Genomic DNA, 23,690 nt, shown 5'->3' with positions numbered 1-23,690 from the left:
ACCGCGCCTTTTTTTGTTGCACTCATAAAAAATAGATAACATTTTTCAGATTGTTGTTGACTGCGTAAAAACAGACGATTAATATAAGTCTGCAAAATATAAAAACGGATTACAATTCCGATAATCGGAAAATGATGCTTTGGCGGTTAAAGGGGGGAACGATGTTGGATGCACTATATGAGATGAAGAAGGAGAATGAGCTCATGAGACCTGCAAGCAAGATCATGACACCCGAGCGACTGGGAGCCAGCCGTACGACAAGTGTAAGCTTTGGCCGAAGCATGCTTCGCAAAGTGATGAGAGAAGCCTGGGAAATTCAGCCGATTCGCTTTGAATTAAACGATTTAGGTTTTGGGGAAGCATGTTACTCCGTAAAAACTCCGCAAGATACCTACTATTTTGTTGTTTTCTCACATCGCTTGGAGGACCAGGAGCGAAGCGATCGCGTCATTGCAGACAAATGGGATGTTACCTTTGCCTTATGCGAAGGGCCGCTGACATTTGAGAAGTGGGAACGTCTTCGCCAGGGCCTGCCCAAACAGGAGGCAGGGCGGGGCGACAGCATGGATCTGGTTTGGTCCCGGGCCAACCGCAGCACCCGAATGTTTGACTACATCGTTGAACAGTTGGAAAACGAACGACAGCCCGACCCCAAAATTTTGGCTCAAACCGGATACTTGTTGCGAACGACCGCGGTATACGGCAACGGGAAATTTGGCATTGCCCCCTTTGAAAAAATGGACCGAAATCATTCGTTTTACGGCTCTTTCCGGGCCCAAATGTTTGCTGTTTACATGCTTCGCCATTTTAGCTTTGAGCTTGTCGAACACATTGCCAAGACCCGCAATCCAAGTGCAGCCAAGCTTCATCCCGAGTGCAAACGCTATTTGGGGATTGGAAATGCCACCGGTCTGGGGATGGTGCCGTATCTGATTGCTCACCCCCAAGTATTGCATACGTGGATCACGATGAAAGAAACTGCCCTTGCCCGCGTGAAACAAACGGATGCCACGCCATCGGATGGAGCGCGGCTGCTCCGTTTGCTGGATCGCAGTATCGCCTATTTTCAGCAGTCACCCTTGCCCAATCTGGAAGCGTTTACCCAACCAGATGAACTGGCAAGAGAACTGCATCAAATGAGGCAATTTGTTTCCGAGTATTGTCAAAACGGGACAATAAATCGGCAGGTTCCGGACAAGCCCTGGCTGCGATTATGCGAATTGGCTGAGGAAACCACAGGATTCGAAACGCAGGAAGTGATCAACACGCTGCTGCTTGAACTGTATCCCGACCTGGTGCTGGACTTGGAAGATGCTACGACAGTGACGGAGACATACGATCTCGTACCCGACATGTCAATGAAGGAAGTGCGACAAATTCTGGAGACTGCCTACTGCTGGGCGTTCCAATTTGATTTTACAGATCCCGATGAACGCAAGTACTTCTGGTATCGTTCCGCCGAAAAGGAAGAGCCCAGGATGGGGGTGCGAGGCGAAGAGCCCGGGGAAGAATACGAGCTTCCGGTTGGCATCGCCCAACAAGTTCAAGCCTTGTCCCGAACCCTGGATGGAGTATCACCTGATGAAAAGGTCGCTGCCTTTGTCGTCCGCTATCCCGAACACAAGTGGATCATTCGCAGGATGCAGTCGCTGCAAGGCTGCGAATACGGGGAAATCCACGGGAATTTATGGGGCAGCAGATTGCTGCCGCTTCATCTCCTTCGTTTGAAGCTGTCCTTCTTTGGAGCCGAACGATTTGATCCGCAATCGAACCGCTGGGTGCGTGTGACATTGTTTCAAGGAGCCCCTTTAGTAGAGGAGATCGGAAAAAAATATGAGGATGATTGGTTGTTTCCGCTCATTCCACAATTGGAGGAACATACATGACGGCAAGAATGGAAGATATGGTCATTATTGACGGGTTAACGTTGTGCAACTGGGATCGGGAATTATTGCTCGAGCTTCACCGCGGAGGAGTCACCTGTATACACGCCTGTTGCGCTTTGTGGGAAGGAGCCAGGGAGACACTGAGCAAAATCGGCAAATGGTACCGTTTCATAGAGGAAAATGCCGATTTGGTCATGTTGGTACGACAGGGAGCAGATATTCACACGGCCCGTTCGCAAGGAAAAGTGGGAATCATCCTGGGAGCGCAAAATGCATCGCCGCTGGAGGACGACCTTTCATTGATTGAGGTTTTCTCCCAGCTTGGACTGAAAATCATGCAGCTTACCTACAACAATCAAAATTTGATTGGCAGCAGTTGCTACGAAGAAAATGACAGCGGACTCTCCCGATTTGGCAAACTCGTTATTGAAGAGATGAATCGGGTCGGAATGCTCATCGATTTGTCTCATGTGGGCGAACGTACGACTTTGGATGCCATTGCCCATTCCGGGCGACCTGTCTCGATAACTCATGCCAATCCCAATTGGATCTATCCTTCCAAGCGAAACAAGTCGAAAGAGGTTTTACAGGCTCTGCGGGACAACGGGGGGGTGCTTGGGCTCTGTATCTATCCGCATTTAATCAACGGAACGGAGACGACGCTCGATGAATTCAGCGAAATGGTTGCCAGAACCGTAGAGTTTATGGGGATCAATCAAGTGGCGATCGGAACGGACCTTACCTTGAAATGGGGAGACGATTTCCTGCATTGGATGCGGATGGGGAGATGGACGAACAAAATGGAATACGGTGCAGGGTCGGCTGCGAATCCCTCCTGGCCTGTATGGCCTTCCTGGTTCCAGGGTCCGGCGGATTTCCCCAATATAGCTGAAGTACTATTAGCAAGGGGCTTTTCGCGAAAAGAAGTAGAAGCCGTAATGGGAGGAAACTGGCTCCACTTCTTTTCTGAATCGTTTGCGCCGGATAAGGAAGTGAAACTATGCGTGTAAGCTATTCAGAATTGACAGCTTTTTGTAAAAAAGTGCTGGAAGGTTGCGGTCTCCCGTTAGGCTTTGTGGAAGAAGGAGCGCAAATGGCTGCATGGGGAGAATTTTCCGGCCTGTCCGGATTAGCCAGGCTGCAAGCAGAGATCTTATCACTCGAAGCTTCAGATGTCTCAAAAATCAGGGTGATTTCTGAAGATAGCCGATTCGTCTGCCTCGATGGCGGCGGGCAAAGCAGTTTGTTGTGTGGACGGCTTGCTGCAGATATCGTCTATGCAAAAGCGCGGGAGGAGGATACAGGCGTCGCTCAGGTAGTGAATTGCCAAGGGTCTGATCTCTTGATTCAAAATGCCGTACAGATGGGAAAACGCGGTATGGCCTGCTCGATTGAATGGAGCGAGCCGCACCGCCGAAACAAGGCCGTCATGCTTCCTGCTCGGCAGCAGCCGTACCTGGTCAGGACATCGGTAAAAGGATTAGCCGAACCCGGAAGGGCAGATTCATTCTCGATCATTTGCTATAACCTGGAAAAATATCCATTCCATGTAGAGCTAAGCGAAAAGGGGATAAAACCAGAAAATATCAGCATCGTACGCCCGGAAACGATTCAGGCCGAATGGGAGAAGGCCTGGCAGTATGGCAAAGAGATCGATCAGGGGATTTGGAGAGATTTGGAGCGGGTGTCCAACCGAGTACTCATAGCGGCAACAGAACGATCACGCCTTCAAGGTGCAGGAGAAAACGCGAACTAGCATGACAAAAGGGAGATGATCATAATGGAAGTATTGAAAAATTTGATTGATGGAAAATGGATCGTATCTTCGGGAACCAATCCGATTTCCGACGTCAATCCGGCCGATACGCGAGATGTGATCGCACAGATTCAACCGGCGACGGAAGAGCATGCGCGGGAGGCTGTTGAAGCGGCGCATAGGGCTTTTCCCAAGTGGAAACGGGTCGCTGCTCCACAGAGAGGCCATTACCTCTTTAAAATCGCCGAGAAGCTGGAAGCCAGGCAGGACGAATTGGCCAAGCTGATCGTTCGCGAAGAAGGGAAAACACTTGCGGATGCAAGAAAAGAGGTGGGCTATGCAGTAAATGTCTTCCGTTTCTACGCGGGTGAGGCGGCTCGTCTCAACGGTAGCATCGTTGCTTCCGACAGCCCGGATATTCAAATTCAGGTCGTTCGAGAACCTCTTGGTGTAGTCCTTGTGGTCACGCCTTGGAATTACCCGCTCTCTACGCCTGCCTGGAAAATCGCTCCCGCACTGGCAGCAGGGAACACAGTGGTATACAAACCGTCTTCCGATACACCGCTTGTCGGGGTCAGGCTGCTGGAAATCATGCAGGAGTGCGGAATCCCGGATGGCGTTATGAACGGGATCATCGGGCCCGGTAGACTTGTAGAAGGCATGATTAAGCATCCGGCAGTCAAAGCCGTGACCTTTACAGGGTCCAATCCTGTCGGTCGCCTGATCTACTCTGCAGCCAGCGATGATATGAAGCGGGTCCAACTGGAGATGGGCGGAAAGAATCCGCTTCTCGTCCTTGACGATGCCAATCTGGACGAAGCAGCGAAGCTGGCGGTTCTGGGCGGATTTGGCCAGACCGGTCAAGCGTGCACGGCAACAGGAAAGGTCATCGTGCAATCCTCCGTGTTGCCGCAGTTTACCGAAAAACTGGTCGAGAAAACAAAGCAGATCAAAGTTGGCAATCCGATGGAGCAGGGAACGGATATCGGGCCACAGGCGAATGCGGGGGAGTTGGAGTCTACGCTGACGTTGATTAGAGGCGCTCTCGCTCAAGGGGCGGTCCTGCTCGCGGGCGGGGACGTGCCGGATACGCCGGAGACGGCACACGGCTATTTTGTAAATCCGACCGTTCTGGGCAATGTTACCCCTGCCATGGACATTGCAAAAGAAGAAGTATTTGGTCCCGTGCTTTGCATCATGGAAGCGGCGACGGTTGATGAGGCCATTCAGATCGCCAACCAAACAGAGTATGGCTTATCAGCAGCGGTTTGCACGAACAGTCTCGATCGCATGGCCAAATGCATGCAGGAAATCGAAGCGGGGGTAGTGAAGGTCAACATGACGACCACCGGCACATCCTATCAGGCGCCATTCGGCGGATTTAAAAGCTCCAGTTCGGGGATTTACAAGGAACTGGGCCGGGAAGGCATCGAGTTTTATTGCCGTACCAAAACCGGTTATATAAAAAGCAGGTAACTTTTGTTGGAGGGAGAGCATGGAATCGAAACCAAAGTCAGAAGTCTCTTTGACCGTTTTGCGTGCTATCAAAATCTTAAACCATTTGAAAGAGGTTCCAGGTTCCCAGGGATTGACAGATATCAGTCAGCATTTGCAGCTGTCTTCCACGATCGTACACCGTTTGTTAACAACCCTGAAAACGGAAGGGCTTGTGTTTCAGGATCCTCGAACCAAATTATACTCACTCGGGACCATCTTTTTGGACTATGCGAATAAAATTATGACCGAGATGCCGATTGCGCCGCTTATCGAGCCGCAATTGATGCGGCTGCGCGACATCACCGGGGAAACCGTCGGGTTTTATGTGCCTAGCGGCAACGTGAGGATTTGTGCCATGGAATATGAAAGCAAGCAAGAAATAAGGCGCAGCGTTGGGATCGGAAGGCGGCATCCGCTGTATCTGGGGGCAAGCGGCAGGGCCATTTTATCTTTCATGGATGAAGAGATGCAAGAACGCGTGTTGAGCACGCTGCCGGGGGAACAGTCAGAGGCTGTTCGAAAGCTGCTCATGGACACGATTCAAGATGGCTATTCCATTAATGAAGAAGAAATCACCCCTAATGTGGGGGCGATCTCTGCCCCGGTATTTGACCAGCAAAAGCGAGTCATTGGAGCGATCTCAATCTCAGGTCCGATCTTCCGCTGGCATCGCAATACCATGAAAGCATTTGTTCCCACTTTACTGCAAACGACCCGAGCTATTTCAGCATCTTTTCAATAAGGATTCGGAAAGGTCATTCCCGGCCTTTCTTCCTAAAAATGAAAACGCTGTCAATCACTTATCAATGGGGGGCTTCAGATGAATCCTGAGCAACAATTGCAATCATTGGGAATGGCTCTTCCCGAGAAAAAGGAAAAGGGCGGAAACTACGAATTGGCCGTTCAAACAGGCAATCTTCTCTTTCTTTCCGGAAGTCTTTCCTACAGCCACATTGGAAAATTGGGGAGAGAATTTACTGTAGAACAAGGCTATGAAGCTTCACGGGAAGCCGCATTGCAAGCCTTGGCGACGATCAAACAAGAGATAGGAGACTTGGTCCGGGTAAAAAAGCTTGTCAAGGTGTTAGCTTTTATCAACTGTACCCCTGACTTTACGGAACATGCGAAAGTGATGAATGGAGCTTCAGATCTGCTGGTCAAGGTCTTTGGGAAGGAAGTGGGAATGCATGCAAGGACGACGATAGGGGCGATTTTGCCCAGAGGAGCCGCAATCGAGTTGGAAATGGTTATCGAAGTGGAATAGAAAAGGAGGGGAATAGTAGTGAAACATGTGAAGTCCCAAATCGACTGGCCGGTCTTTGGTCTCAGCGGCGGTTTGCTTCTGATTTTTCTCTTGGCTTCTGCTGTAAGCATTGATTCCGTCTCGGCGTTTGTCAACACTTCTTTTGCTTTTTCCGTTAAGTATTTCGGTGCGTTTTGGCAAATCTTGTTGCTTGGTACCTTTTTCGTTGCGATCGGATTGGCTTTTTCGAAATACGGTAATGTTCGTTTAGGTAAAATGGAGCGGCCGAATATTAAAACATTTGAATGGATTGCGATGATCATGACGACCCTGCTCGCAGGGGGAGGAGTATTCTGGGCCGCGGCAGAACCGATGTATCATTTTATGAGCCCCCCTCCCTTGTTTGCAGGGGTGATGGGAGGAACGGCTGAGGCTGTAGGTCCTGCCTTGGCACAATCGTTCATGCATTGGGGTTTTTTAGCCTGGGCCATTCTGGGGACAATCAGTGTGATTGTCATGATGTACGGTCATTACCATAAGGGAATGCCGCTGAAGCCGCGAACCTTGCTTTATCCGATTTTGGGAGAAAAGATTATGAAGAAAAGCGCACTGGGAACCGTAGTGGATGCTGCTTCACTGCTCGCGGTAGCAGCCGGAACGATTGGACCGATTGGATTCTTGGGCTTGCAGGCAAGTTTTGGTTTGCAAGAGGTACTCGGGATTCCCGATACGTACATGACCCAGCTGGGCATTATTATTGCAGTGGTGATTGTATCGACCATCTCAGCAGTAACCGGGTTGCATAAAGGAATTGAATTCTTAAGCAAATTGAATGTGAATCTTGCTGTTGTCTTGATGGCGTTCCTGGTCTTTTTCGGATCCAGTGAGTTTATTTTCAACTCCTTTCTCTCCTCTTTTGGCAAATACCTGCAAAATTTTATCCCGATGAGCACCTTTCGGGGGGATTCGGAATGGCTCGGGGTATGGACGGTCTTTTTCTGGGGTTGGTTTCTAGGATACGGTCCGGCGATGGCTATCTTTATTAGTTGCATCTCGCGGGGACGAACCATTCGGGAAATTATTATAGCGGTGGCGATTATTGCCCCGATTGTGACGTGTTTTTGGTTTACCGTTTTAGGCGGATCGGGTATCTCCTTCGAATTGCAAAACCCTGGTTCCATTTCCACAGCCCTAAACGAATTTGGGCTGCCGGCAGCGCTGATTTCCATTACAAAACAGATGCCGCTTTCCGCGATCGCGGGTCCCGCTTTCCTCGTATTGACGATCTTGTTTGTCATAACCACGAGCGATTCTATGGCCTATACGATGTCTGCTTCGGTGACGGGAACAGCGAATCCTTCAGTAGGAGTGAGAGTCTTTTGGTCGTTGATGATGGGGGCCATAGCCTCGATTCTTGTAGCCATTGGAAACGGGGGGATCGCTGCTTTGCAGTCGTTTATTGTCGTAACGGCGGTTCCGGTTTCGTTTATTCTGTTTCCTTTAATGTGGACAGCGCCTAAGGTGGCGAGAGAACTTGCCTGTGAACAAGGGATTGTGAATGGACAGTCAAAAAATGCTCCAGCACCTGAACGGGAAATTCAGGAAGAGGTACAAGCTTAAAAAGATAGACGAAGCCTCATAACAGCCAAATCAAAGCCCTAGACGAGCGTCTAAGGCTTTTTTATTTTATGTATGTCTCTGCCCCTGCCCTGCAAGGCGTTTATTGGTGATGATATCACATGGTTGTTTAGAATTATCTAACTGTTACACATTGACTTTCTATATTCACAACTCTAAAATGAATATATAAAAACACTGTTTTAAATACGAAACTAAATCTAGTTACAAAGGGGATGGATGGCATAAGGAACACCATATCCTGAATCTGCATGTCGGCTCTCCGACACCTGAAGCGGGCGCTGGCGATGGCGGAAGAACCTGACATGGGATGAACAGCACAGATGATCAGGACGAAGAGCGAAAGGGAATAGCGCACAAAGAGGTGGAAGAAGATGGATTTGGGGCTGAGCAATAAAGTAGCGGTCATTATGGGGGGAACCTCCGGAGTGGGGATGAAAGCAGCGGAAATGTTCCTGCAGGAAGGGGCCATGGTAGCTATCTGCGGGCGCAATCAGGATCGAATGGAAAGCGCTTGCAAACATCTGCAGCAATTTGGCTCTTCTGATCGGGTGTTTGCCCAAACATGTGATGTAACAAGTCAAGCGGACGTGAACCGGTTCATCAACCAGGCGGCGGAGAACTTCGGCGGAATCGACATCCTGGTAAACTCGGCCGGCCAAAGCGTGATGGGCCACTTTTTCGATATAACCGACGAGCAGTGGCGGGAACAGATCGACCTGAAGTACTTTGCGATTATCTATGCGGTGAGGGCGGTATTCCCGTACATGGTCAAGCGGGGAGGCGGACGCATCGTCAACATCAATGCAACGTTGGCAAAAGAGCCGGAACGGCACATGGTTGCGACAGCGGCGACGAGAGCAGGCTTGCTGAATTTAAGCAAAACCCTGTCCCATGAGTTGGCCGGGAACAATATTCTGGTCAACTCGGTCAGCCTGGGACTCATCCGCACGGACCAGTGGGAGCGCAGAAGGCTGAAGAACGCTCCCGACATGGAACCAGAGGCGTACTACAATGAGCTGGCCCGGAAGCGAAATATCCCTTTGGGGCGGGTCGGTGAGCCGGAGGAAGTGGCCAGCGTCATTCTCTTTTTGGCTTCCAAGCAGGCGAGTTACGTATCGGGATCGACCATTGAGGCAGCAGGAGCTTTAGGAAAAGCGCTATAAGGGAAAAGGCGGGATGAAGCATGACGACAGAAAGGCAAGTGGAATTTACGGCGGCGGATGCTGTCGCAGCGGAGCTGGTTCGAGCCGGGGTAGAGGTGGTCTTTGGCATCGTCAGCATCCATAATATGCCCATTTACGATGCGCTGCTGCGGGATGGCAGGATACGCATCGTATGTGCGCGGGGCGAGAGCGGAGCCGCCAATATGGCGGATGGATACGCGCGATCCACGGGGAAATTGGGCGTTGTCATTACCAGTACGGGCACGGGTGCGGGCAATGCAGCCGGCTCTTTGGTGGAGGCGTGGAGCGCCGGCGCTCCGGTGCTGCATTTGACCGGCGAAGTGGCTTCCCCCTACCTGGGGACGGGCAGAGGGTACATCCACGAGTGCAAGGACCAGCTTTCGATGATGGCGGGATGCTGTAAACAGGCGTATCGTCTATGGAAGCCGGAACAGGCAGCGGCAATGGTGAGAAAAGCGATCCAGGAAGCTCTGGCCATGCCAAGCGGTCCAGTCTCGTTGGAGATCCCGATCGATTTTCAATCAGCGATCATCCCCAACAGCCAAATCAGTACGGCGGAGACTGTGCTGGCACAATCGGCGGATATCAGTCCGGCAATACCGGAGGACCTTGGCAAGAAAATCTCGCAAGCGCGTCGTCCCGTCATCTGGGCAGGCGGCGGCGCAATCTCTGCGAACGCTTCCGGTGAAGTGACGAAGCTGGCGGAAATGATCGGTGCCGCCGTGATTACCAGCCAATCCGGAAAAGGGGCGATTCCTGAAGACCACCCGCAGTGCATCGGTCACTTTGCCTCTTATGAAGCGGTAAAAGACTTGCTGAAGCAAGCAGATCTGTTAATCAGCGTCGGTGTACGCTTTCGGGGCAATGAAACGTCCAACTGGAAAGTCTGCGTACCAGCGGACCACATCAGTATTGATGCGGATTGGAGCGCGTTTAACCGCAATTATGAGGTAACATACGGCCTGCTCGGGGACGCCAAGTCTATCCTGCAAAAGCTGATTGCGGCAGTCGACGAGGCAGGTGCCTCTGCTGAACCTGCTTACGTGGAAGAAGTGCTGGCGGTACGCAACAAGGTGCGTGCCGTCCTGCGGGAAACACTGGGTCCCTACGAGCAGTTCGTCGACGGCATGAGACAGGTGCTGCCGCGAGATGCCATCTTAGTACGGGATGTGACGGTGCCGGCAAACGTCTGGGGCAGCCGCCTGTTTGAAATCTATGAACCGCGGACATCCATCCACGCGTCCGGAGGAGGCATCGGACAGGGACTGCCGACTGCCATCGGCGCGCAGATGGGGCAGCGGGACCGCGTGGTGGTCCTGATGGCCGGTGATGGCGGCTATATGGTGAATGTGGGTGAAATGCCGACTGCCGTACAAGAGAATCTGCCGATCATCGTCATTTTGTTTGACGATGGCGGGTATGGCGTCCTGCGAAATATTCAGGATGCGGCCTACGGGCGAAGAGTCGCGGTCGATCTGGTCAGTCCGGACTTTGTCCAGCTGGCCCAGGCGATGGGTTTTGCAGCCAATCGTATTGGTTCTCCAGAGGAGTTTGTGGCTGAGCTGGAAGCGGCAGTGGCAAGGCGTAAGCCGTCCATGATTGTCGTCGACATGGAAGCTGTCGGTCCGATGGCCAAAGCGTTTGGCGGGCCGCCGGGAGCGGCGGAAGCCTTCCGGCCGAAAAAAATATAGAGGAGGAATGGACCATGGCAATCAGCGCATTTCCCGTCATCTCCGGCCGTTTTTTGGTGAACGGCGAGTGGATCAAAGGGGCGAGGATAACGGATGTAATCAATCCGGCAAACATCACGGAGGTCGTCGGCGAGGTGGCACTGTGTTCAAAAGAAGATGTAATCCAGGCGGTTGATGCGGCTGACAGCGCGTTTCGCAGCTGGTCGCGGACAACAGCGGAAGAACGCGCATCGCGAATGAAAGCGGCTGCCCACAAGCTCAGCGAGGCGATCGATGAGCATGTCTCCTTGTTCGTCCGTGAAAACGGCAAGGTACTGGCTGAAGCCAAAAAGGATCTGCTGCGCTGTGTAGAGATTATGAGCAAAGCGGCGGATGCTCTTTTGGAGTGGTGGCAGCCAGAGTCTATCCCGGGCGGACAGATGGTGCAAATCCGCAAGCGTCCCCGTGGAGTAACGGCCGTTATCTCCCCGTGGAACTCCCCGATGATTCTCACCTTCAAACGCGTCATCCCGGCCATTCTCGCCGGCAACACCGTCGTGGTAAAACCGGCGACCGACTGCCCGCTGACGGTCTTAAGCACGCTGCAGGTCGTCGCTGCTCACTTCCCGCCCGGTGTCATCAATATTGTGACCGGTTCCGGCGGACTGGTAGGGGAGATATTGTGCAGTGATTCGCGCGTGCGGACAATCGCTTTTACCGGGAGTACAGATACGGGCAAGCGTATCATGAGTCTGGCATCCGGCACGGTAAAGAAGCTGTATATGGAGCTGGGCGGAAACGACCCGGCGCTGATCCTGCCTGATGCTGTACTGGATGAAACCGCGATGCTGCGCATTCGCATGGGCATTTTGCGCGCAGCCGGACAGGTGTGTTCCGCCATTAAGCGTGTCTACGTCCACGAGTCTCGCTATGACGAGCTGGTAGACAAACTGAAAAAGGAGTTTCACCAGGTGATCGTGGGCAATGGCATCCACCCGGACGCCCTGATGGGACCGATTAACAATAAGACGCAATTTGACTTTGTCAGGGGCCTGATCGAGAGGACCAAGCAGTCCGGCGCCAAGGTGGAGACACTCGGCCACAAGCTGGATCCGGACACATGGGAGAATGGCTACTTCCTGCTCCCTTCCCTGGTGACGGGACTGGATCAGCAAAGCGAACTGGTTCGCGTCGAGCAGTTCGGTCCTGTCATTCCGATCATTCCTTATGCCGATGTGGAAGAGGCGGTTGAGCTGGCAAACGACACGGAATTCGGACTTCGCGCATCTGTCTGGACGGCTGACAGCCAAAAGGCAGAGGAACTTGCCGACCGACTGCAAGCAGGAGCTGTTTTCCACAATAACCACACGATCTTCCAGGATCTCCACCTCGATTTCCCCGGACTGAAGGAAAGCGGATTGAGCCGGGAAACCAGGTGGTGCGGACTGGAGTTATTTGCCGATTCTTTCGGTTTTGCCAATTAGGCTACCGTCGAGAAAGAGAGGAAGGACGGGGTGACAAAAAAAGAAAATGATCGATACAGTTCCAACTCTCTGGTGAGAGGTCTTGCGATATTGCGATTGTTTCACGCCGGGCAACCCACCATGTCACTGGCTGAGATCGCCTCCCAACTCGGTGTCAGCCGTACATCGCCGTTTCGATTGCTGTTTACGCTGCAATCACTCGGGTACCTGCACCAGGACGAGAACACCAAACGGTATGAGCTGACGCCGAAGGTACTGGAATTGGGCTTTGCCTATTTGAATTCCTTGCAGCTCCCTGATATCGCCAGGCCTTATCTGGAACGGCTGCGGGACGAAACAGGGGCGTCTACCCATATCGGGGTCTTGGATGGCAGAGAGGTGGTTTACGTGGCTCGCGTCCCGGCGAGGGGAGTGACGACGATTACGGTGACGGTCGGCTCTCGCCTGCCGGCTCATGCCACCTCGTTGGGGAAGAGCCTGCTCGCCTTTCAGTCTGAGGAGCAGATAAAAGAGATGCTGATCGACGCCGAGCTGCAGCCGTATACGACACAGACCAAGACGATGATCAACGATCTCTTGCAGGAACTTGAAGTGATACGCAAGCAGGGGTATTCGCTGAGCAACGGGGAGTTCGAGAGCGGCATTCGCTCGATCGCTGCCCCGATTTTCGACAACGCCGGTGACGTCATCGCGGCAGTTAACGTGGCTGCTCCGGAGGCGATTTTGCCGGATGAATTCTTGCGAGTGTTCGCTCTTCCGGCCATCCTGGAAGCGGCGGAGCAGCTCTCGTCCTTCTTCGGCTACCGGCCGGGCAAGCATCGGGCAGGCCGCCAGAAGGGCAGCGAAAATTTCGCCAATTTGAAAAAATGATCATTGACAACCAAAGAAGTTGGGTTCTATAATTTTAAATATAAAACATTGTTTTTTATTTAAAACACTCGAAGGAGGATATCAAGATGACTACCCCAAACATTTCCATTGAAGAATTTGAGAAAAAATACGTGGCCCGTCTGAAAACCAGAAAAGTGGACTTCAATGTCCTGTCGTTCCAAGAGCAGGTAAACCCGGCCTATCGCCGTGCGCAAGTACGCTATGTCGGCACGGGCGGAATTGCAGCGCAAGATGATATGAACGTGATCCAATCGGAGCACTTTACGCTGAGCAACATGATCCTGCCTCCCGGCGCGGAAGGTCCGCTGCACCTGCACACTGACGTGGAAGAAGTCTTTTTCGTCATTCGCGGCAAGATCAACGCACTGGTGCAAATCGGCGATACCATTCACGAAATTCCGCTGGAAGAGCGCGACTGCATCTGGACCCCGCCGGGCTATTACCGCGGAGTTCGCAACGTAGGCGATACGGAAGCGATCATGGCCGTTATGCTGGGTGCAGATAAGCCGAAACTCCCGTCCTATCCGGAAGGCAGCGAGCTGGAGAAAATCCGCATTGAGCGGGCAAAAGCAAAAGAAGCGGCACAGCAGAAGTAAGGACAGAATCGTTCACACACTGCTGTACAAAGCTTAAGGAATAAACGAGAAAGAAAAGGCCTGCCGCAGTTGCGGGTCTTTTCCATTCCAGCGGAAAAGGAATGTTTGCCAACAGTGACATTGGCAAGCGAAAATGAGAGAGGTGATCGCAATGCCCTTTTTACAGACAGGTTCCCTTACGATTCATTATGAGACGGCCGGCAACGGCATGCCGCTGATCCTCCTGCACGGTTTAGGGAACAATTCGCGGTCCTGGAAACATCAGCTAAGCGGCTTACAGGAGCACTTTCAGGTCATCGCCTGGGACACACCCGGATATGGCAAAAGCTCTGATCCTGATCCGGAGTTTCGGACGTTTCGGGAGCTGGCCGATATTTTAAAAGCTTTCCTGGACGGGTTGGGACTTCAGAAAATTCATCTGCTTGGCCATTCGATGGGAAGTGCGCTTGCCCTGCAGTTTTGTTCGATGTACCCGGAGTATGTGGAAGCCTTGATTTTGGCGGCCACCACGCTGGGCGGGCGGACTCACCCCAAGACCAATGAAGAGAAGCTGCAAAACCGGCTGCGGATGATCGAGCAGGAAACACCCGCAGAGCTCGCCCGCAAAAGGGTGCCGCAGACATTGTCGCCATATGCTTCCGACGAGGTTCGCCAATACGCAGAAAGCATTATGGCCCAGGTGCGGGCAAGCGGCTACCGCTCCGTCTCCTACGCTCTCTATCATGCCGATCAGACCCCTTTGCTTGCCGATATCAAAGTACCTACGCTGGTCATATGCGGCGAGGACGACATCATTACCCCTGTTAAGGAGTCAGTAACTGTCCAGCAGGGAATCAAAGACTCCAAGCTGGTTCTCATTCCGCAGGCAGGGCATGTTTGCTATCTGGAGCAACCGGAAGCATTCAACACGCATGTTCGCACCTTTTTACAAGGGGTGGCACAGTCAGGCGACGGGGAGGGTGGCAGATGAAAATCGGCTTAATCGGCGGCGGCAACATCGGGAAGTTTTTATTGAAAAGCGTCAATCTCGACCGGAAACTCCAGGATTGCCGGATTGAATCAGTTCTGGTCAGACAGCGGGATCGAGCGGATGAGCTGTGCAGTACGTATCAAACAGCCGCCTATGACGATTTGGAGGCCTTTCTCGCTTCGGGGATTGACCTGGTGGTGGAAGCGGCCAATGTGGATGCTGTCCGCCGCTACGCGGAAAAAATTGTGGAACAGGGCAAGGATTTGCTGCTGATCAGCGTCGGCGCGCTGGTAGACGCGGCTTTGTACCAGCAGCTGAATGAGCTGTGCTGCCAAAATCAAGCCAGGGTGCTGCTGCCGTCAGGGGCGATCGGCGGTCTGGATGTCATCAGGTCGGCCATGGTGATGAATGAGCTGGAATCGGTAACGATCACCACGCGCAAGCCCCCCGAAGCCCTGCTCGGGCGATCGTTGACTGCGGAGCAGGTCGTCTTTGAAGGGTCAGCGAAGGAAGCGATCAGCCGCTTTCCGCAAAACATCAACGTCGCGATCGTCTTGTCGCTGGCTGGACTCGGCAGTGAACGGACGCGAGTGAAAATCGTCGCGGATCCGTGCGCGACCAGAAACACTCATTTCATCGAAGCGGTTGGTTCCTTCGGCAGGATGGCCGTCAAGCTGGAAAACGATCCGATGCCGGGAAATCCCAAGACAAGCTACCTCGCGGCTCTTAGTGCCCTGTCCACGTTGAAGAAACAGACGGAGCGAATCTGCATCGGATAAATCCTCTTGGCACAAAGCGGTGGGAATACTACAATAGGTAAGATGGCATACTTTGCCTCCCACCCTTGTGAAAGGAGCGATATGGCCCATGTCTAAAACGGAAAAAGATCGGTACCTGTCTAATTCCTTGATCCGGGGATTGGAGATATTGAAGATGTTTGACGCCGCTCACTCCACGTTAAGCCTTGCCGAAATCGCAGCAAAAATGGGAGTGAGCCGAACCGTACCGTTTCGGTTTCTCTATACACTACAAAACCTTGGCTACCTCTACCAGGATGAGGTAACCAAACGATATCAGCTGACGCCGAAAGTGATGGAGCTGGGTTTTGCCTACCTGAGCACCCTGCAGCTTCCGGAGCTGGCCCGCCCGTATTTGGAAAAATTGCGCGATAACACGAATGCCTCCGCCCACATCGGGATTCTGGATGGTACACAGGTCGTCTATATAGCACGCGCAGCCACGGCGAACAATTTTTCTACTCTGAACGTCATGATCGGCTCCCGTCTGCCTGCGTACGCCACCGCAATCGGAAAAGCGCTGTTGGCGTTTTTGCCTGACCAGCAGTTGGACGAGCTGATTGCATCGATCGATCTGCAAGCATACACCAGCCAGACGAAAACATTCGTACCTGAGTTAAAGAGTGAGCTGGAACTGATTCGCAAAAATGGATACGCGATCAGCAACGGAGAGTTGGAGATCGGCGTCTGTTCGGTGGCCGCTCCGATTTTTGACCATACGGGCCAGATCAGTGCTGCGGTCAACGTAGCGGCGCCTATCAATGCTTTTGATCAGGAAATCCTCTCCACAAAAGTCATTCCTGCCGTTCGTGAAACAGCAATGGTACTCTCAGGGTACGGCAGGTAGCAGAGGGAAGAAAGTGAACAGCTGCCGTTTTTTACTGGAAGCTGTTTTTTTTCTGTCGCAAGGGATGTTACGACGGTTTACAATACGATAAGAAAGCAGGGAGGCTATGGCCTTATTACAACTGAAGTACTATCGAACAGCAGCCAAACACAAAAAAGCAGCTCTTCTGCAAACGAAAGAGCTGCTTTTTTCTTGAAGCTTAACGGTCTTTCTCCGGGCGCCAGGACGAGAAGTGTTTTTCTACGATTTCGACCAGACTCGTCAAGACGACGCCGAGAACCGTGATCACCAGGACGCCGACAAACATGCGGTCCGTCTGCAGGTTTTGCCCCGCGTTCGTAAGCTGGAAGCCAATCCCGGCCATCGATGCGAACAATTCGCCGACGACGACCCCAATGAGTCCTTGACCGATTCCCAGACGAATGCCGGTGATCAGGAAAGGAACCGTGGAAGGAAGGGCGACTGTTTTAAATATTTGCCATTCTGTTGCAGTAAAAGCACGAGCAGCTTTTACCAGGTTTTGATCCAGCGTGTTCATCGCTTTTTGCGCATTGATAATAATCGGAAAAATCGACATCAGGAACACGACGACAATTTTTGACGCTGGGCCAATCCCAAATGCTATGATGATGACTGGCATGAAGGCTACCCGGGGCGTCATGTACAAGGCGGAGATGTAGGGGTTGAACAAGTGATAAAACGTCTTGTTCCACCCGGAAAAAATACCGAAGGGAATACCGAACAGGACGGCCAATGTGAAGCCGACGATAAACTCGTAGCCGCTGATCCCCAGATCATACCAAAATGTGCTTTCGAAAACCATTTGCGACGCTGCCTTGGCAATCTCTGTGGGAGAACTGATGAACAGGGGGTCAACAATCCTTGTACGGGAAATGATTTCCCATATCAACAAAGCGACGAAGACGGAGGCAGTACTTAGAAAAAAGCCTTTTTGATCCTTTAGAAATTTTTTCTTCTTATTCATGTTCTTCTTCTGTTCAGCATTTGATGTCAGTTGAGCTGCATTTTCCATCAGCGGCAACTCCTCTCCCTTCTTAGTGACGATCGTCAAACCCCTGTTTGCTGGATTCAGCTTCAATGATCGACCAAACGTAGTCGACCAGCTCCAAAAATCTCGGATTCCGCTTTATGTTTAAGTCGCGCGGACGCGGGATATCTACATCGACCACATCGACAAGCCGGCCCGGCCGGGCGCCGAAAATAAACACCCGGTCAGCCAAGTAAATGGCTTCGTCGATTTGGTGTGTGATGAATAGACTTGTTTTTTTCGTCTCGCTCCAGATCCGCAGCAGTTCTTTTTGCATAAATTCCCGGGTTTGCGCGTCCAAGGCGGCAAACGGTTCGTCCAGGAGAATGATCTGCGGGTCGACAGCCAATGCTCTGGCCAGGTTTACCCGCTGCTGCATACCCCCCGAAAGCTCGTGGGGGTAGTAGTTCTCGAAACCTTTCAATCCGACCATGTTGATGTATTCCTGCGCCTGTTCTTTGGTCTCCTTGTTCAGTCTGCCATGCAGCTCCAATCCGTACACTACGTTGCCCAAAACGTTTCGCCAAGGCAGGAGGCTGGCCGATTGGAAAACCATCGAGCGGTCTTTTCCGGGACCGTTTACCTTCTGCCCGTCGATCATGAGAGATCCCCGGGTTTGCTTGATCAATCCGGCGACCGTGTTGAGAAACGTCGTCTTCCCGCATCCGCTCGGGCCGACGATGCAAATAAATTCGCCGTTCTTGATGTCGAGGGAAATATCTTTAAGGGCGACCGTCTCCGCACCGGTTTTATGATTCACGTATACTACATCAAGGTGCTGCGCCAAAAGTTTGGGTGTTGTGGAATCACCGTGTTGCATTCTGATGCCGTCCGTACTTAACATGTCATCCACATCCTCAAATTAATTTTTGAATGCCTCTTCGATGTATTTATTTGTCCAAAACTTGCCGGGAGTCGTATCCACTTCTTTTGGCAGCCCGGTCAAATCCGAGTATTCAACCATCGGCTTAACCGCGTTTTCCCAGGCTTCCTGGGTCATCTCTCCATGTCCGACAAACGTTCCGTTCAGCTGCTTCAATCCTTCTTGGATAAGTTTCTCATCCGTTCCGTCAAAGTACTTTTTCGCGATTAAGCTTGCCGCTTCTTCTGGATTTTCCCGGGTGAATTCAATGCCTTTGCCGATCGCCCTGACGACTTTGACGATTTGATCCTCATTTTTTTCCGCGTAATCTTTCATCGTAAAGATCAGTTCCCAGGTCATATTGGAATATTCGGGCACGTCCATTGTTTTAATCCACTGGGCCCCGACATTTTTATCGCTGGCTTCGAGCGAGAATGGGGCGCTGTTGATGCCGCCGTCGATGACGCCTTCCTTCATCGCACCAATTTTGGGGCCGCGGCCGGCCAGTTTGACCACTTTCAGATCATCTGGATTTTGGCCGTAAAGTTCCATCAGATAACGCATGAATACGTCTCCGGAATCGCCGATGTTATCGGTCGCCATGGTGGCGCCTTTTAAAGCTTCGACCTTTTCCTTCAGCGACAAAGGCTTCGTCGGATCAAGCCCTTTTTTCTCCAGATATTTGTTTGAAAGCACAATATCATAAGTCAATGACGAGTTGATGGACTGTATCACGGTTGTTTCCTTGCCGACTCCCATCGATTTCAGAGCAGCTTGGGGAGCCGCGACGCCGAATTGGGCCTGGCCGGAGATGAGCGTGGCGGAAACCTGTGCGCCGCCGCCGCCGGAAACGATTTTTGCGTCGAATCCTTCCTCTTTTAAGTAGCCTTTTTCAATGGCGACGTATAAAGGAGCAAAGGATAGCACCCGGACAGGTTCACTAAACGTCAATTGTGTTACCTGTTTGCTTTCCGTTTTTTCAGCAGCACCTTGACTTGGCTGCCCGGCATTACTAGTGTTGCTGTTTGTCCCCGGACTGCCGCATCCAGTAAAAACCATCACGCTCGCTAGAAGTGCAAAACTTGCCAACTTTAATTTTGCTTTCATCATGATGAGTCCCCTTTACAATTTAGAGTGAGTAGAAAATATGATTCCTGAAGTTGAAACCGTTTTCAATGGAAGCAACCCGGTAACACGAAACATTCGTGCGAGCCATAGACCACCCTTTTCTCTTATCGTTGTTTTTCGTTATGTTTTAAATATAAAACACTGTTTACATATCTGATATTTTAAAATAAGATATGTCTAATGTCAATTGATAATGTCAAACTACTGTCAAACTTGTGAAACTTCTGCAGTCTTGATTCATTTATTGAAACATCAGGGGGGAATTTTGATGGAATTTACGTTCAGTGTTCCGACGAAAGTCATTTTTGGTGCGGGCAGTTCCAGGAAAATTGGCGAAGTCTTGCAAAGCTATCAGATGAAGAAAGTGTTTTGTGTATTTGATCGGGGCGTACAATCAGCAGGCATTGTCGATCGAGTCGTAAGCAATATACATGAGGCTGGGATTGAAACGATTTTATTTGACAAGGTTCAGCCGAATCCGGAAGACCAAACGGTGGAGCAGGGGGCCGCTTTGGCGAGAGAAACGGATGTCGACGGAGTCGTTGCCATCGGCGGAGGAAGTTCGATGGATTGCGCCAAAGCCATTAATGTCTTGTTATCCAATCCAGGACAGGTTCGGCAGTACTTCGGACGCGATATCGTCAGCCATCCGACAAAGCCGTTAATTGCGATTCCGACAACGGCTGGAACAGGGTCGGAAGTCACGGATGTAGCTGTTATCACGGACACGATCGGCTTAAAGAAGAAAGGAATCTCGGGCCGCCATGTATCAGCAGCGGCGGCTCTCGTCGACCCGGAGCTGACTTATGGCCTGCCTCCGGCGATTACGGCAGCGACGGGAATGGATGCGCTGACACATGCAATCGAATCATTCGTCTCCAAAGAAGCCTCGGTTCCCACAGATTTATATGCCCTGCAGGCAATCGAGTACATTTTCCGCCACTTAGGGACCGCATATCGCGACGGCAGCAATGTTGAAGCTCGCTCGGCGATGATGCTGGGAAATGTATTGGCCGGAATGGCTTTTAATTCTGCTCATTTAGGTCTTGTCCATGCCATAGCCCATCCGCTCAGCGTCCATTGCGGATTGCCTCACGGAGTTGCCAATGCGTCGGTTCTTCCGTATGTCATGGAGTACAACGCCCAACTCAAAACAGTAGCGCAAAAATACGGGATAATCGCCAAGACGATCGGACTTGGCCCAGAAGGACTTGCGGAGGAGGAAGCTTCGGCAAAGCTTGTAGAGGCTGTAAAGCGGCTCGCCGAGACTGTAAATATTCCGTCGTTAGGACAAGCTGGCGTCAAGCGGGAGCAGTTTGAGCGGATCGCCGAGGATGCCTTGAAAGAGGTCGTTCTGAGAACAAATCCAAGGGAAACCAACAAAGAAGATATCATTCGGTTATTGGAAGCCGCGTATTGATTGTTTGATCCGAAAGGAAACTCACCATAAGAATGAGCCTCCCGCCCTCAAGGAAGCTCGTTCTTTTTTCTGTGAACCTATTACGGCGCCATGATAAAAAGGCAGAAAAACACGAGCAGCAACACCAGGAAAAAACGCTCGCAGCGCTCGGTCAGCATGCCAGATCACTCCCTGCCCGTTGTTTTCTAGATGCAAAAGTTTTTCCTTCAGTTAAATATATGAATACTCGTCGAACTTGGCTCCTCTTTCAAGCGAGGAGAGGCCTGGTTTTTTGTCGTCAGCAAAAATCAGGCTTTTTCCTTTTGGTTATCAGGGAGTTCCCCGACATACTCTCCTGCTGCTTCGCTCTAGAATGAGGAAGTAAAGGAGGTTGAAGCAAGTGAGTCGAAACGTGCCGCAGTTCAAGGAAAAGACGGGCAGCAACACATCGCTGAAAGGAACGCTTGTCTCGGTGCTGCTGGTCGGGGCATTTATCGTCGTCAGTTGGTTCGGCATATTTTTTCTGTTTCTCAGCCGCAGCTAGGGGCGAGGGGCAGAATTACGGCAAGGATGGAGGGAGAAACAAATGCACTTGCACAAGTATGAAAAAATCTGGCTGTTGTTCGGAGGCGGGGTCCTCGTTCTCTTTCTTCTCATCTTATCGGTAAACAGCTTCGCCATGGGAATGACGCCGCCCAGCCACATGGAGATGATCGACCCGACGAAGGTGGATCAAACGCCGCCGTTTGACAACCCGGGTTTGAAGCAGGTGGGCGACAACGAATATGAGCTTGTAATGACGGCATTTATTTTCGGTTATACGCCAAATGAGATCGAAATTCCGGCAGGAGCCAAGGTCACGTTCAAGGTGACCAGCAAAGACGTGGTGCACGGATTTGCCATTCCCGGCACCAACGTCAACATGATGATCACGCCAGGCTATATCAGTACGTTGACGCATACATTTTCCGATCCGGGAGAGTATTTGATCCTGTGCAACGAGTATTGCGGGATTGGCCACCAAGTGATGGCGACCCGGATCGTGGTCAAGGGTAAGGAAGGAGAGGAATCGTGATGGAGGAACGCAAAGATACGGCGGCCGTTCAAAAGGCACGTGTAGACCGGGCCGCTTCTTCGCTTAGCATGGCGTATCTGTTGATCGCGTTTATCGCATTTGGACTTGCCGCGATTGCCGGTGTCCTGCAGGGGCTTGTCCGCGGCGGAATGGTCACTTTGCCGGGCGGGATCAACTACTATCAACTGCTGACGGCTCACGGCGTTTTGATGGGACTGGTGTTTACGACCTTTTTTATCGTCGGGTTCCTCTTCTCCGGCGTTGCCCGGACGACAGGCGGGGCCTTGACGCCGGCATCGCTCCGATTGGGCTGGGTAGGTTGGGCGCTGATGACGGTAGGTACGCTGATGGGCGTCGTGACGATCCTGCTCAATGACGCGTCTGTGCTGTACACCTTTTACGCGCCGATGAAAGCTTCTCCGTATTTCTACATCGGCACGGCGCTGCTCGTGGTGGGAAGCTGGGTCGCAGGGATCGGCATTATTGCCAGTTACCGGGCTTGGCGGAAACGGAATCCCGGGAAGCCTTCGCCGCTGTTCTCGTTTATGGCGGTCGCGACGATCGTCCTGTGGTTTATCGCGACGATTGGCGTTGCCGTATCGGTGGTCTTTTTACTGATCCCCTGGTCGTTTGGCTGGGTCGATCGTGTCAACGTCCTCTTGACTCGCACGCTGTTCTGGTATTTTGGCCATCCGTTGGTGTACTTCTGGCTGATGCCGGCTTATATCGCCTGGTACGTCAACATTCCGCGCATTATCGGCGGAAAGCTGTTTAGCGATTCGCTTGCCAGACTCTCGTTTTTGCTCTTGATTCTGTTCTCGATACCGGTCGGGTTTCACCATCAGCTGACGGAACCCGGCGTCTCTGCCGACTGGAAATTTGTCCACGTCATCCTGACTTTTGCGGTGGTCGTTCCAACGCTGATGACGGCGTTCTCGCTGTTCGCCGTATTTGAGACGACCGGCCGGGCCAAAGGGGCAAAAGGACTGTTCGGCTGGTTTACCTATTTACCGTGGAAGGACGTGCGTTTTTTTGCCCCGATGATCGGGATGCTGACGTTTATCCCGGCTGGGGCAGGCGGCATTATCAACGCCAGCAACCAGTTGAACCAGGTCGTCCACAACACGATCTGGGTCACCGGCCACTTCCACTTGACGGCAGCGACCAGTGTCACCCTAACCTTTTTCGGAGTCAGCTATTGGCTGATCCCGGCTCTGACGGGAAGAACGCTGACGGCCGGCATCAACCGTCTCGGCATCCTGCAAACCGTGCTGTGGACGATCGGGATGCTGATCATGTCCGGATCGATGCACTACCTCGGGCTGATGGGAGCCCCACGCCGCACGGCTTATACGACGTATGGCGACAGCGCCGCCGCCCTGGGCTGGATGCCGTACCACCAACTGATGGCGATTGGCGGTGTGCTGCTCTTCCTGGCTGCCGCGTTGATGGTCGGGATCGTCATCTACCTCGCATACTTTGCACCCAAGGGTGTGACTGAGTATCCGATCGGCGAAGAGGCGGCCGGCTCTCTGGTCACTCCGCGGATTCTGGAGAAATGGCCGGTATGGATTGGCATTTCGGTTTTCTTGATCCTTATCGCCTACGGAATGCCGATTATGGATCAAGTCACCCATGTTCCGCCCGGTTCGCCGCCGATCCGCACCTGGTAGGCAGCTAGATCAGAGCGTGAGCAAGATGCTGTTTGCAGTCAGT

22 protein-coding genes are annotated in these 23,690 nt (G+C 52.1%); 19 read left to right on the top strand and 3 right to left on the bottom strand.

Annotated elements, in window-relative coordinates; translation table 11 throughout:
* Positions 1 to 203: 203 nt before the first annotated feature.
* The 15 genes from ACI7RC_RS13835 (at position 204) to ACI7RC_RS13765 (ending at position 16,462) form a co-directional block, all read left to right on the top strand.
* On the top strand, positions 204 to 1,886 hold the full coding sequence (locus ACI7RC_RS13835; protein WP_408108816.1) for a hypothetical protein: 1,683 nt from the start codon (positions 204 to 206) through the stop codon (positions 1,884 to 1,886).
* On the top strand, positions 1,883 to 2,896 hold the full coding sequence (locus ACI7RC_RS13830; protein WP_408108815.1) for a dipeptidase: 1,014 nt from the start codon (positions 1,883 to 1,885) through the stop codon (positions 2,894 to 2,896). Before ACI7RC_RS13835 ends, ACI7RC_RS13830 begins: the two co-directional genes overlap by 4 nt.
* Positions 2,887 to 3,642 carry a DUF3726 domain-containing protein gene (locus ACI7RC_RS13825; protein ID WP_408108814.1) on the top strand — a complete coding sequence of 252 codons (756 nt, stop codon included), beginning with the start codon at positions 2,887 to 2,889 and terminating at the stop codon, positions 3,640 to 3,642. The genes ACI7RC_RS13830 and ACI7RC_RS13825 overlap by 10 nt, the downstream gene beginning before the upstream one ends.
* A gap of 24 nt (positions 3,643 to 3,666) precedes the next feature.
* On the top strand, positions 3,667 to 5,118 hold the full coding sequence (locus tag ACI7RC_RS13820) for an aldehyde dehydrogenase family protein (RefSeq protein WP_408108813.1): 1,452 nt from the start codon (positions 3,667 to 3,669) through the stop codon (positions 5,116 to 5,118).
* Positions 5,119 to 5,137: 19 nt separating this feature from the next.
* Positions 5,138 to 5,881 (top strand): IclR family transcriptional regulator, encoded by a 744-nt coding sequence (locus tag ACI7RC_RS13815; RefSeq protein ID WP_408108812.1) that lies wholly within the window; start codon positions 5,138 to 5,140, stop codon positions 5,879 to 5,881.
* A 78-nt stretch (positions 5,882 to 5,959) separates the two neighbouring features.
* Positions 5,960 to 6,403, top strand: a complete 444-nt coding sequence (locus ACI7RC_RS13810; RefSeq protein ID WP_408108811.1) for a RidA family protein — start codon at positions 5,960 to 5,962, stop codon at positions 6,401 to 6,403.
* Positions 6,404 to 6,421: 18 nt separating this feature from the next.
* Entirely contained in the window at positions 6,422 to 8,002 is a 1,581-nt protein-coding gene (locus tag ACI7RC_RS13805; RefSeq protein ID WP_408108810.1) for a BCCT family transporter, read from the top strand.
* Between the two features lie 392 nt (positions 8,003 to 8,394).
* Positions 8,395 to 9,186, top strand: a complete 792-nt coding sequence (locus ACI7RC_RS13800; protein ID WP_408108809.1) for an SDR family oxidoreductase — start codon at positions 8,395 to 8,397, stop codon at positions 9,184 to 9,186.
* Positions 9,187 to 9,206: 20 nt separating this feature from the next.
* Complete coding sequence (locus ACI7RC_RS13795) at positions 9,207 to 10,898, top strand: thiamine pyrophosphate-binding protein (RefSeq protein WP_408108808.1); 1,692 nt, start codon at positions 9,207 to 9,209, stop codon at positions 10,896 to 10,898.
* A 14-nt stretch (positions 10,899 to 10,912) separates the two neighbouring features.
* Positions 10,913 to 12,361 carry an aldehyde dehydrogenase family protein gene (locus tag ACI7RC_RS13790; protein WP_408108807.1) on the top strand — a complete coding sequence of 483 codons (1,449 nt, stop codon included), beginning with the start codon at positions 10,913 to 10,915 and terminating at the stop codon, positions 12,359 to 12,361.
* 30 nt (positions 12,362 to 12,391) lie between these two features.
* On the top strand, positions 12,392 to 13,231 hold the full coding sequence (locus tag ACI7RC_RS13785) for an IclR family transcriptional regulator (protein ID WP_408108806.1): 840 nt from the start codon (positions 12,392 to 12,394) through the stop codon (positions 13,229 to 13,231).
* A gap of 86 nt (positions 13,232 to 13,317) precedes the next feature.
* Positions 13,318 to 13,848: a cupin domain-containing protein gene (locus ACI7RC_RS13780; protein ID WP_408108805.1), complete on the top strand. Its 531-nt coding sequence runs from the start codon at positions 13,318 to 13,320 to the stop codon at positions 13,846 to 13,848.
* Between the two features lie 151 nt (positions 13,849 to 13,999).
* Complete coding sequence (locus tag ACI7RC_RS13775) at positions 14,000 to 14,818, top strand: alpha/beta fold hydrolase (protein WP_408108804.1); 819 nt, start codon at positions 14,000 to 14,002, stop codon at positions 14,816 to 14,818.
* Entirely contained in the window at positions 14,815 to 15,597 is a 783-nt protein-coding gene (gene nadX / locus ACI7RC_RS13770) for an aspartate dehydrogenase (RefSeq protein ID WP_408108803.1), read from the top strand. The genes ACI7RC_RS13775 and nadX overlap by 4 nt, the downstream gene beginning before the upstream one ends.
* Positions 15,598 to 15,685: 88 nt before the next feature.
* On the top strand, positions 15,686 to 16,462 hold the full coding sequence (locus ACI7RC_RS13765) for an IclR family transcriptional regulator (protein WP_408108802.1): 777 nt from the start codon (positions 15,686 to 15,688) through the stop codon (positions 16,460 to 16,462).
* A 199-nt stretch (positions 16,463 to 16,661) separates the two neighbouring features.
* Here the strand turns inward: ACI7RC_RS13765 and ACI7RC_RS13760 are convergent, their stop codons facing one another.
* From ACI7RC_RS13760 to ACI7RC_RS13750, 3 genes are read right to left on the bottom strand one after another with little or no spacing between them, the layout of a single operon-like run.
* On the bottom strand, positions 16,662 to 17,495 hold the full coding sequence (locus tag ACI7RC_RS13760; RefSeq protein ID WP_408108801.1) for an ABC transporter permease: 834 nt from the start codon (positions 17,493 to 17,495) through the stop codon (positions 16,662 to 16,664).
* 22 nt (positions 17,496 to 17,517) lie between these two features.
* Positions 17,518 to 18,354, bottom strand: coding sequence for an ABC transporter ATP-binding protein (locus tag ACI7RC_RS13755; RefSeq protein ID WP_408108800.1), 837 nt, complete (start codon positions 18,352 to 18,354; stop codon positions 17,518 to 17,520).
* Between the two features lie 18 nt (positions 18,355 to 18,372).
* The gene (locus ACI7RC_RS13750; RefSeq protein WP_408108799.1) at positions 18,373 to 19,482 is read right to left on the bottom strand and encodes an ABC transporter substrate-binding protein; all 1,110 of its coding nucleotides are present in this window, start codon (positions 19,480 to 19,482) and stop codon (positions 18,373 to 18,375) included.
* Between the two features lie 286 nt (positions 19,483 to 19,768).
* Here ACI7RC_RS13750 and ACI7RC_RS13745 point away from each other — a divergent pair, with 286 nt between their 5' ends.
* From ACI7RC_RS13745 to ACI7RC_RS13730, 4 genes are all read left to right on the top strand, one after another.
* Positions 19,769 to 20,920, top strand: a complete 1,152-nt coding sequence (locus tag ACI7RC_RS13745; protein ID WP_408108798.1) for an iron-containing alcohol dehydrogenase family protein — start codon at positions 19,769 to 19,771, stop codon at positions 20,918 to 20,920.
* A gap of 379 nt (positions 20,921 to 21,299) precedes the next feature.
* Entirely contained in the window at positions 21,300 to 21,443 is a 144-nt protein-coding gene (locus tag ACI7RC_RS13740) for a cytochrome c oxidase subunit 2A (protein WP_408108797.1), read from the top strand.
* A 42-nt stretch (positions 21,444 to 21,485) separates the two neighbouring features.
* Complete coding sequence (locus tag ACI7RC_RS13735; RefSeq protein WP_408108796.1) at positions 21,486 to 21,974, top strand: cytochrome c oxidase subunit II; 489 nt, start codon at positions 21,486 to 21,488, stop codon at positions 21,972 to 21,974.
* On the top strand, positions 21,974 to 23,647 hold the full coding sequence (locus ACI7RC_RS13730) for a b(o/a)3-type cytochrome-c oxidase subunit 1 (protein ID WP_408108795.1): 1,674 nt from the start codon (positions 21,974 to 21,976) through the stop codon (positions 23,645 to 23,647). The genes ACI7RC_RS13735 and ACI7RC_RS13730 overlap by 1 nt, the downstream gene beginning before the upstream one ends.
* Positions 23,648 to 23,690: the final 43 nt, after the last annotated feature.

Origin of the sequence: Brevibacillus sp. B_LB10_24 (assembly GCF_046036945.1) — a bacterium.
Taxonomy (GTDB): Bacteria; Bacillota; Bacilli; order Brevibacillales; family Brevibacillaceae; genus Brevibacillus_C.
Note: the sequence above shows the minus strand (reverse complement) of the source record. Positions and strands in the feature narration are given on the sequence as shown.

What these genes read in the sequence shown, in the direction of transcription:
- ACI7RC_RS13835 (WP_408108816.1), top strand. Translation starts at nt 204, where the DNA reads ATGAGACCTGCAAGCAAGATCATGACACCCGAGCGACTGGGAGCCAGC.
- ACI7RC_RS13830 (WP_408108815.1), top strand. Translation starts at nt 1,883, where the DNA reads ATGACGGCAAGAATGGAAGATATGGTCATTATTGACGGGTTAACGTTG.
- ACI7RC_RS13825 (WP_408108814.1), top strand. Translation starts at nt 2,887, where the DNA reads ATGCGTGTAAGCTATTCAGAATTGACAGCTTTTTGTAAAAAAGTGCTG.
- ACI7RC_RS13820 (WP_408108813.1), top strand. Translation starts at nt 3,667, where the DNA reads ATGGAAGTATTGAAAAATTTGATTGATGGAAAATGGATCGTATCTTCG.
- ACI7RC_RS13815 (WP_408108812.1), top strand. Translation starts at nt 5,138, where the DNA reads ATGGAATCGAAACCAAAGTCAGAAGTCTCTTTGACCGTTTTGCGTGCT.
- ACI7RC_RS13810 (WP_408108811.1), top strand. Translation starts at nt 5,960, where the DNA reads ATGAATCCTGAGCAACAATTGCAATCATTGGGAATGGCTCTTCCCGAG.
- ACI7RC_RS13800 (WP_408108809.1), top strand. Translation starts at nt 8,395, where the DNA reads ATGGATTTGGGGCTGAGCAATAAAGTAGCGGTCATTATGGGGGGAACC.
- ACI7RC_RS13795 (WP_408108808.1), top strand. Translation starts at nt 9,207, where the DNA reads ATGACGACAGAAAGGCAAGTGGAATTTACGGCGGCGGATGCTGTCGCA.
- ACI7RC_RS13790 (WP_408108807.1), top strand. Translation starts at nt 10,913, where the DNA reads ATGGCAATCAGCGCATTTCCCGTCATCTCCGGCCGTTTTTTGGTGAAC.
- ACI7RC_RS13780 (WP_408108805.1), top strand. Translation starts at nt 13,318, where the DNA reads ATGACTACCCCAAACATTTCCATTGAAGAATTTGAGAAAAAATACGTG.
- ACI7RC_RS13775 (WP_408108804.1), top strand. Translation starts at nt 14,000, where the DNA reads ATGCCCTTTTTACAGACAGGTTCCCTTACGATTCATTATGAGACGGCC.
- nadX (WP_408108803.1), top strand. Translation starts at nt 14,815, where the DNA reads ATGAAAATCGGCTTAATCGGCGGCGGCAACATCGGGAAGTTTTTATTG.
- ACI7RC_RS13765 (WP_408108802.1), top strand. Translation starts at nt 15,686, where the DNA reads ATGTCTAAAACGGAAAAAGATCGGTACCTGTCTAATTCCTTGATCCGG.
- ACI7RC_RS13760 (WP_408108801.1), bottom strand. Translation starts at nt 17,495, where the DNA reads ATGGAAAATGCAGCTCAACTGACATCAAATGCTGAACAGAAGAAGAAC.
- ACI7RC_RS13755 (WP_408108800.1), bottom strand. Translation starts at nt 18,354, where the DNA reads ATGTTAAGTACGGACGGCATCAGAATGCAACACGGTGATTCCACAACA.
- ACI7RC_RS13750 (WP_408108799.1), bottom strand. Translation starts at nt 19,482, where the DNA reads ATGATGAAAGCAAAATTAAAGTTGGCAAGTTTTGCACTTCTAGCGAGC.
- ACI7RC_RS13745 (WP_408108798.1), top strand. Translation starts at nt 19,769, where the DNA reads ATGGAATTTACGTTCAGTGTTCCGACGAAAGTCATTTTTGGTGCGGGC.
- ACI7RC_RS13735 (WP_408108796.1), top strand. Translation starts at nt 21,486, where the DNA reads ATGCACTTGCACAAGTATGAAAAAATCTGGCTGTTGTTCGGAGGCGGG.
- ACI7RC_RS13730 (WP_408108795.1), top strand. Translation starts at nt 21,974, where the DNA reads ATGGAGGAACGCAAAGATACGGCGGCCGTTCAAAAGGCACGTGTAGAC.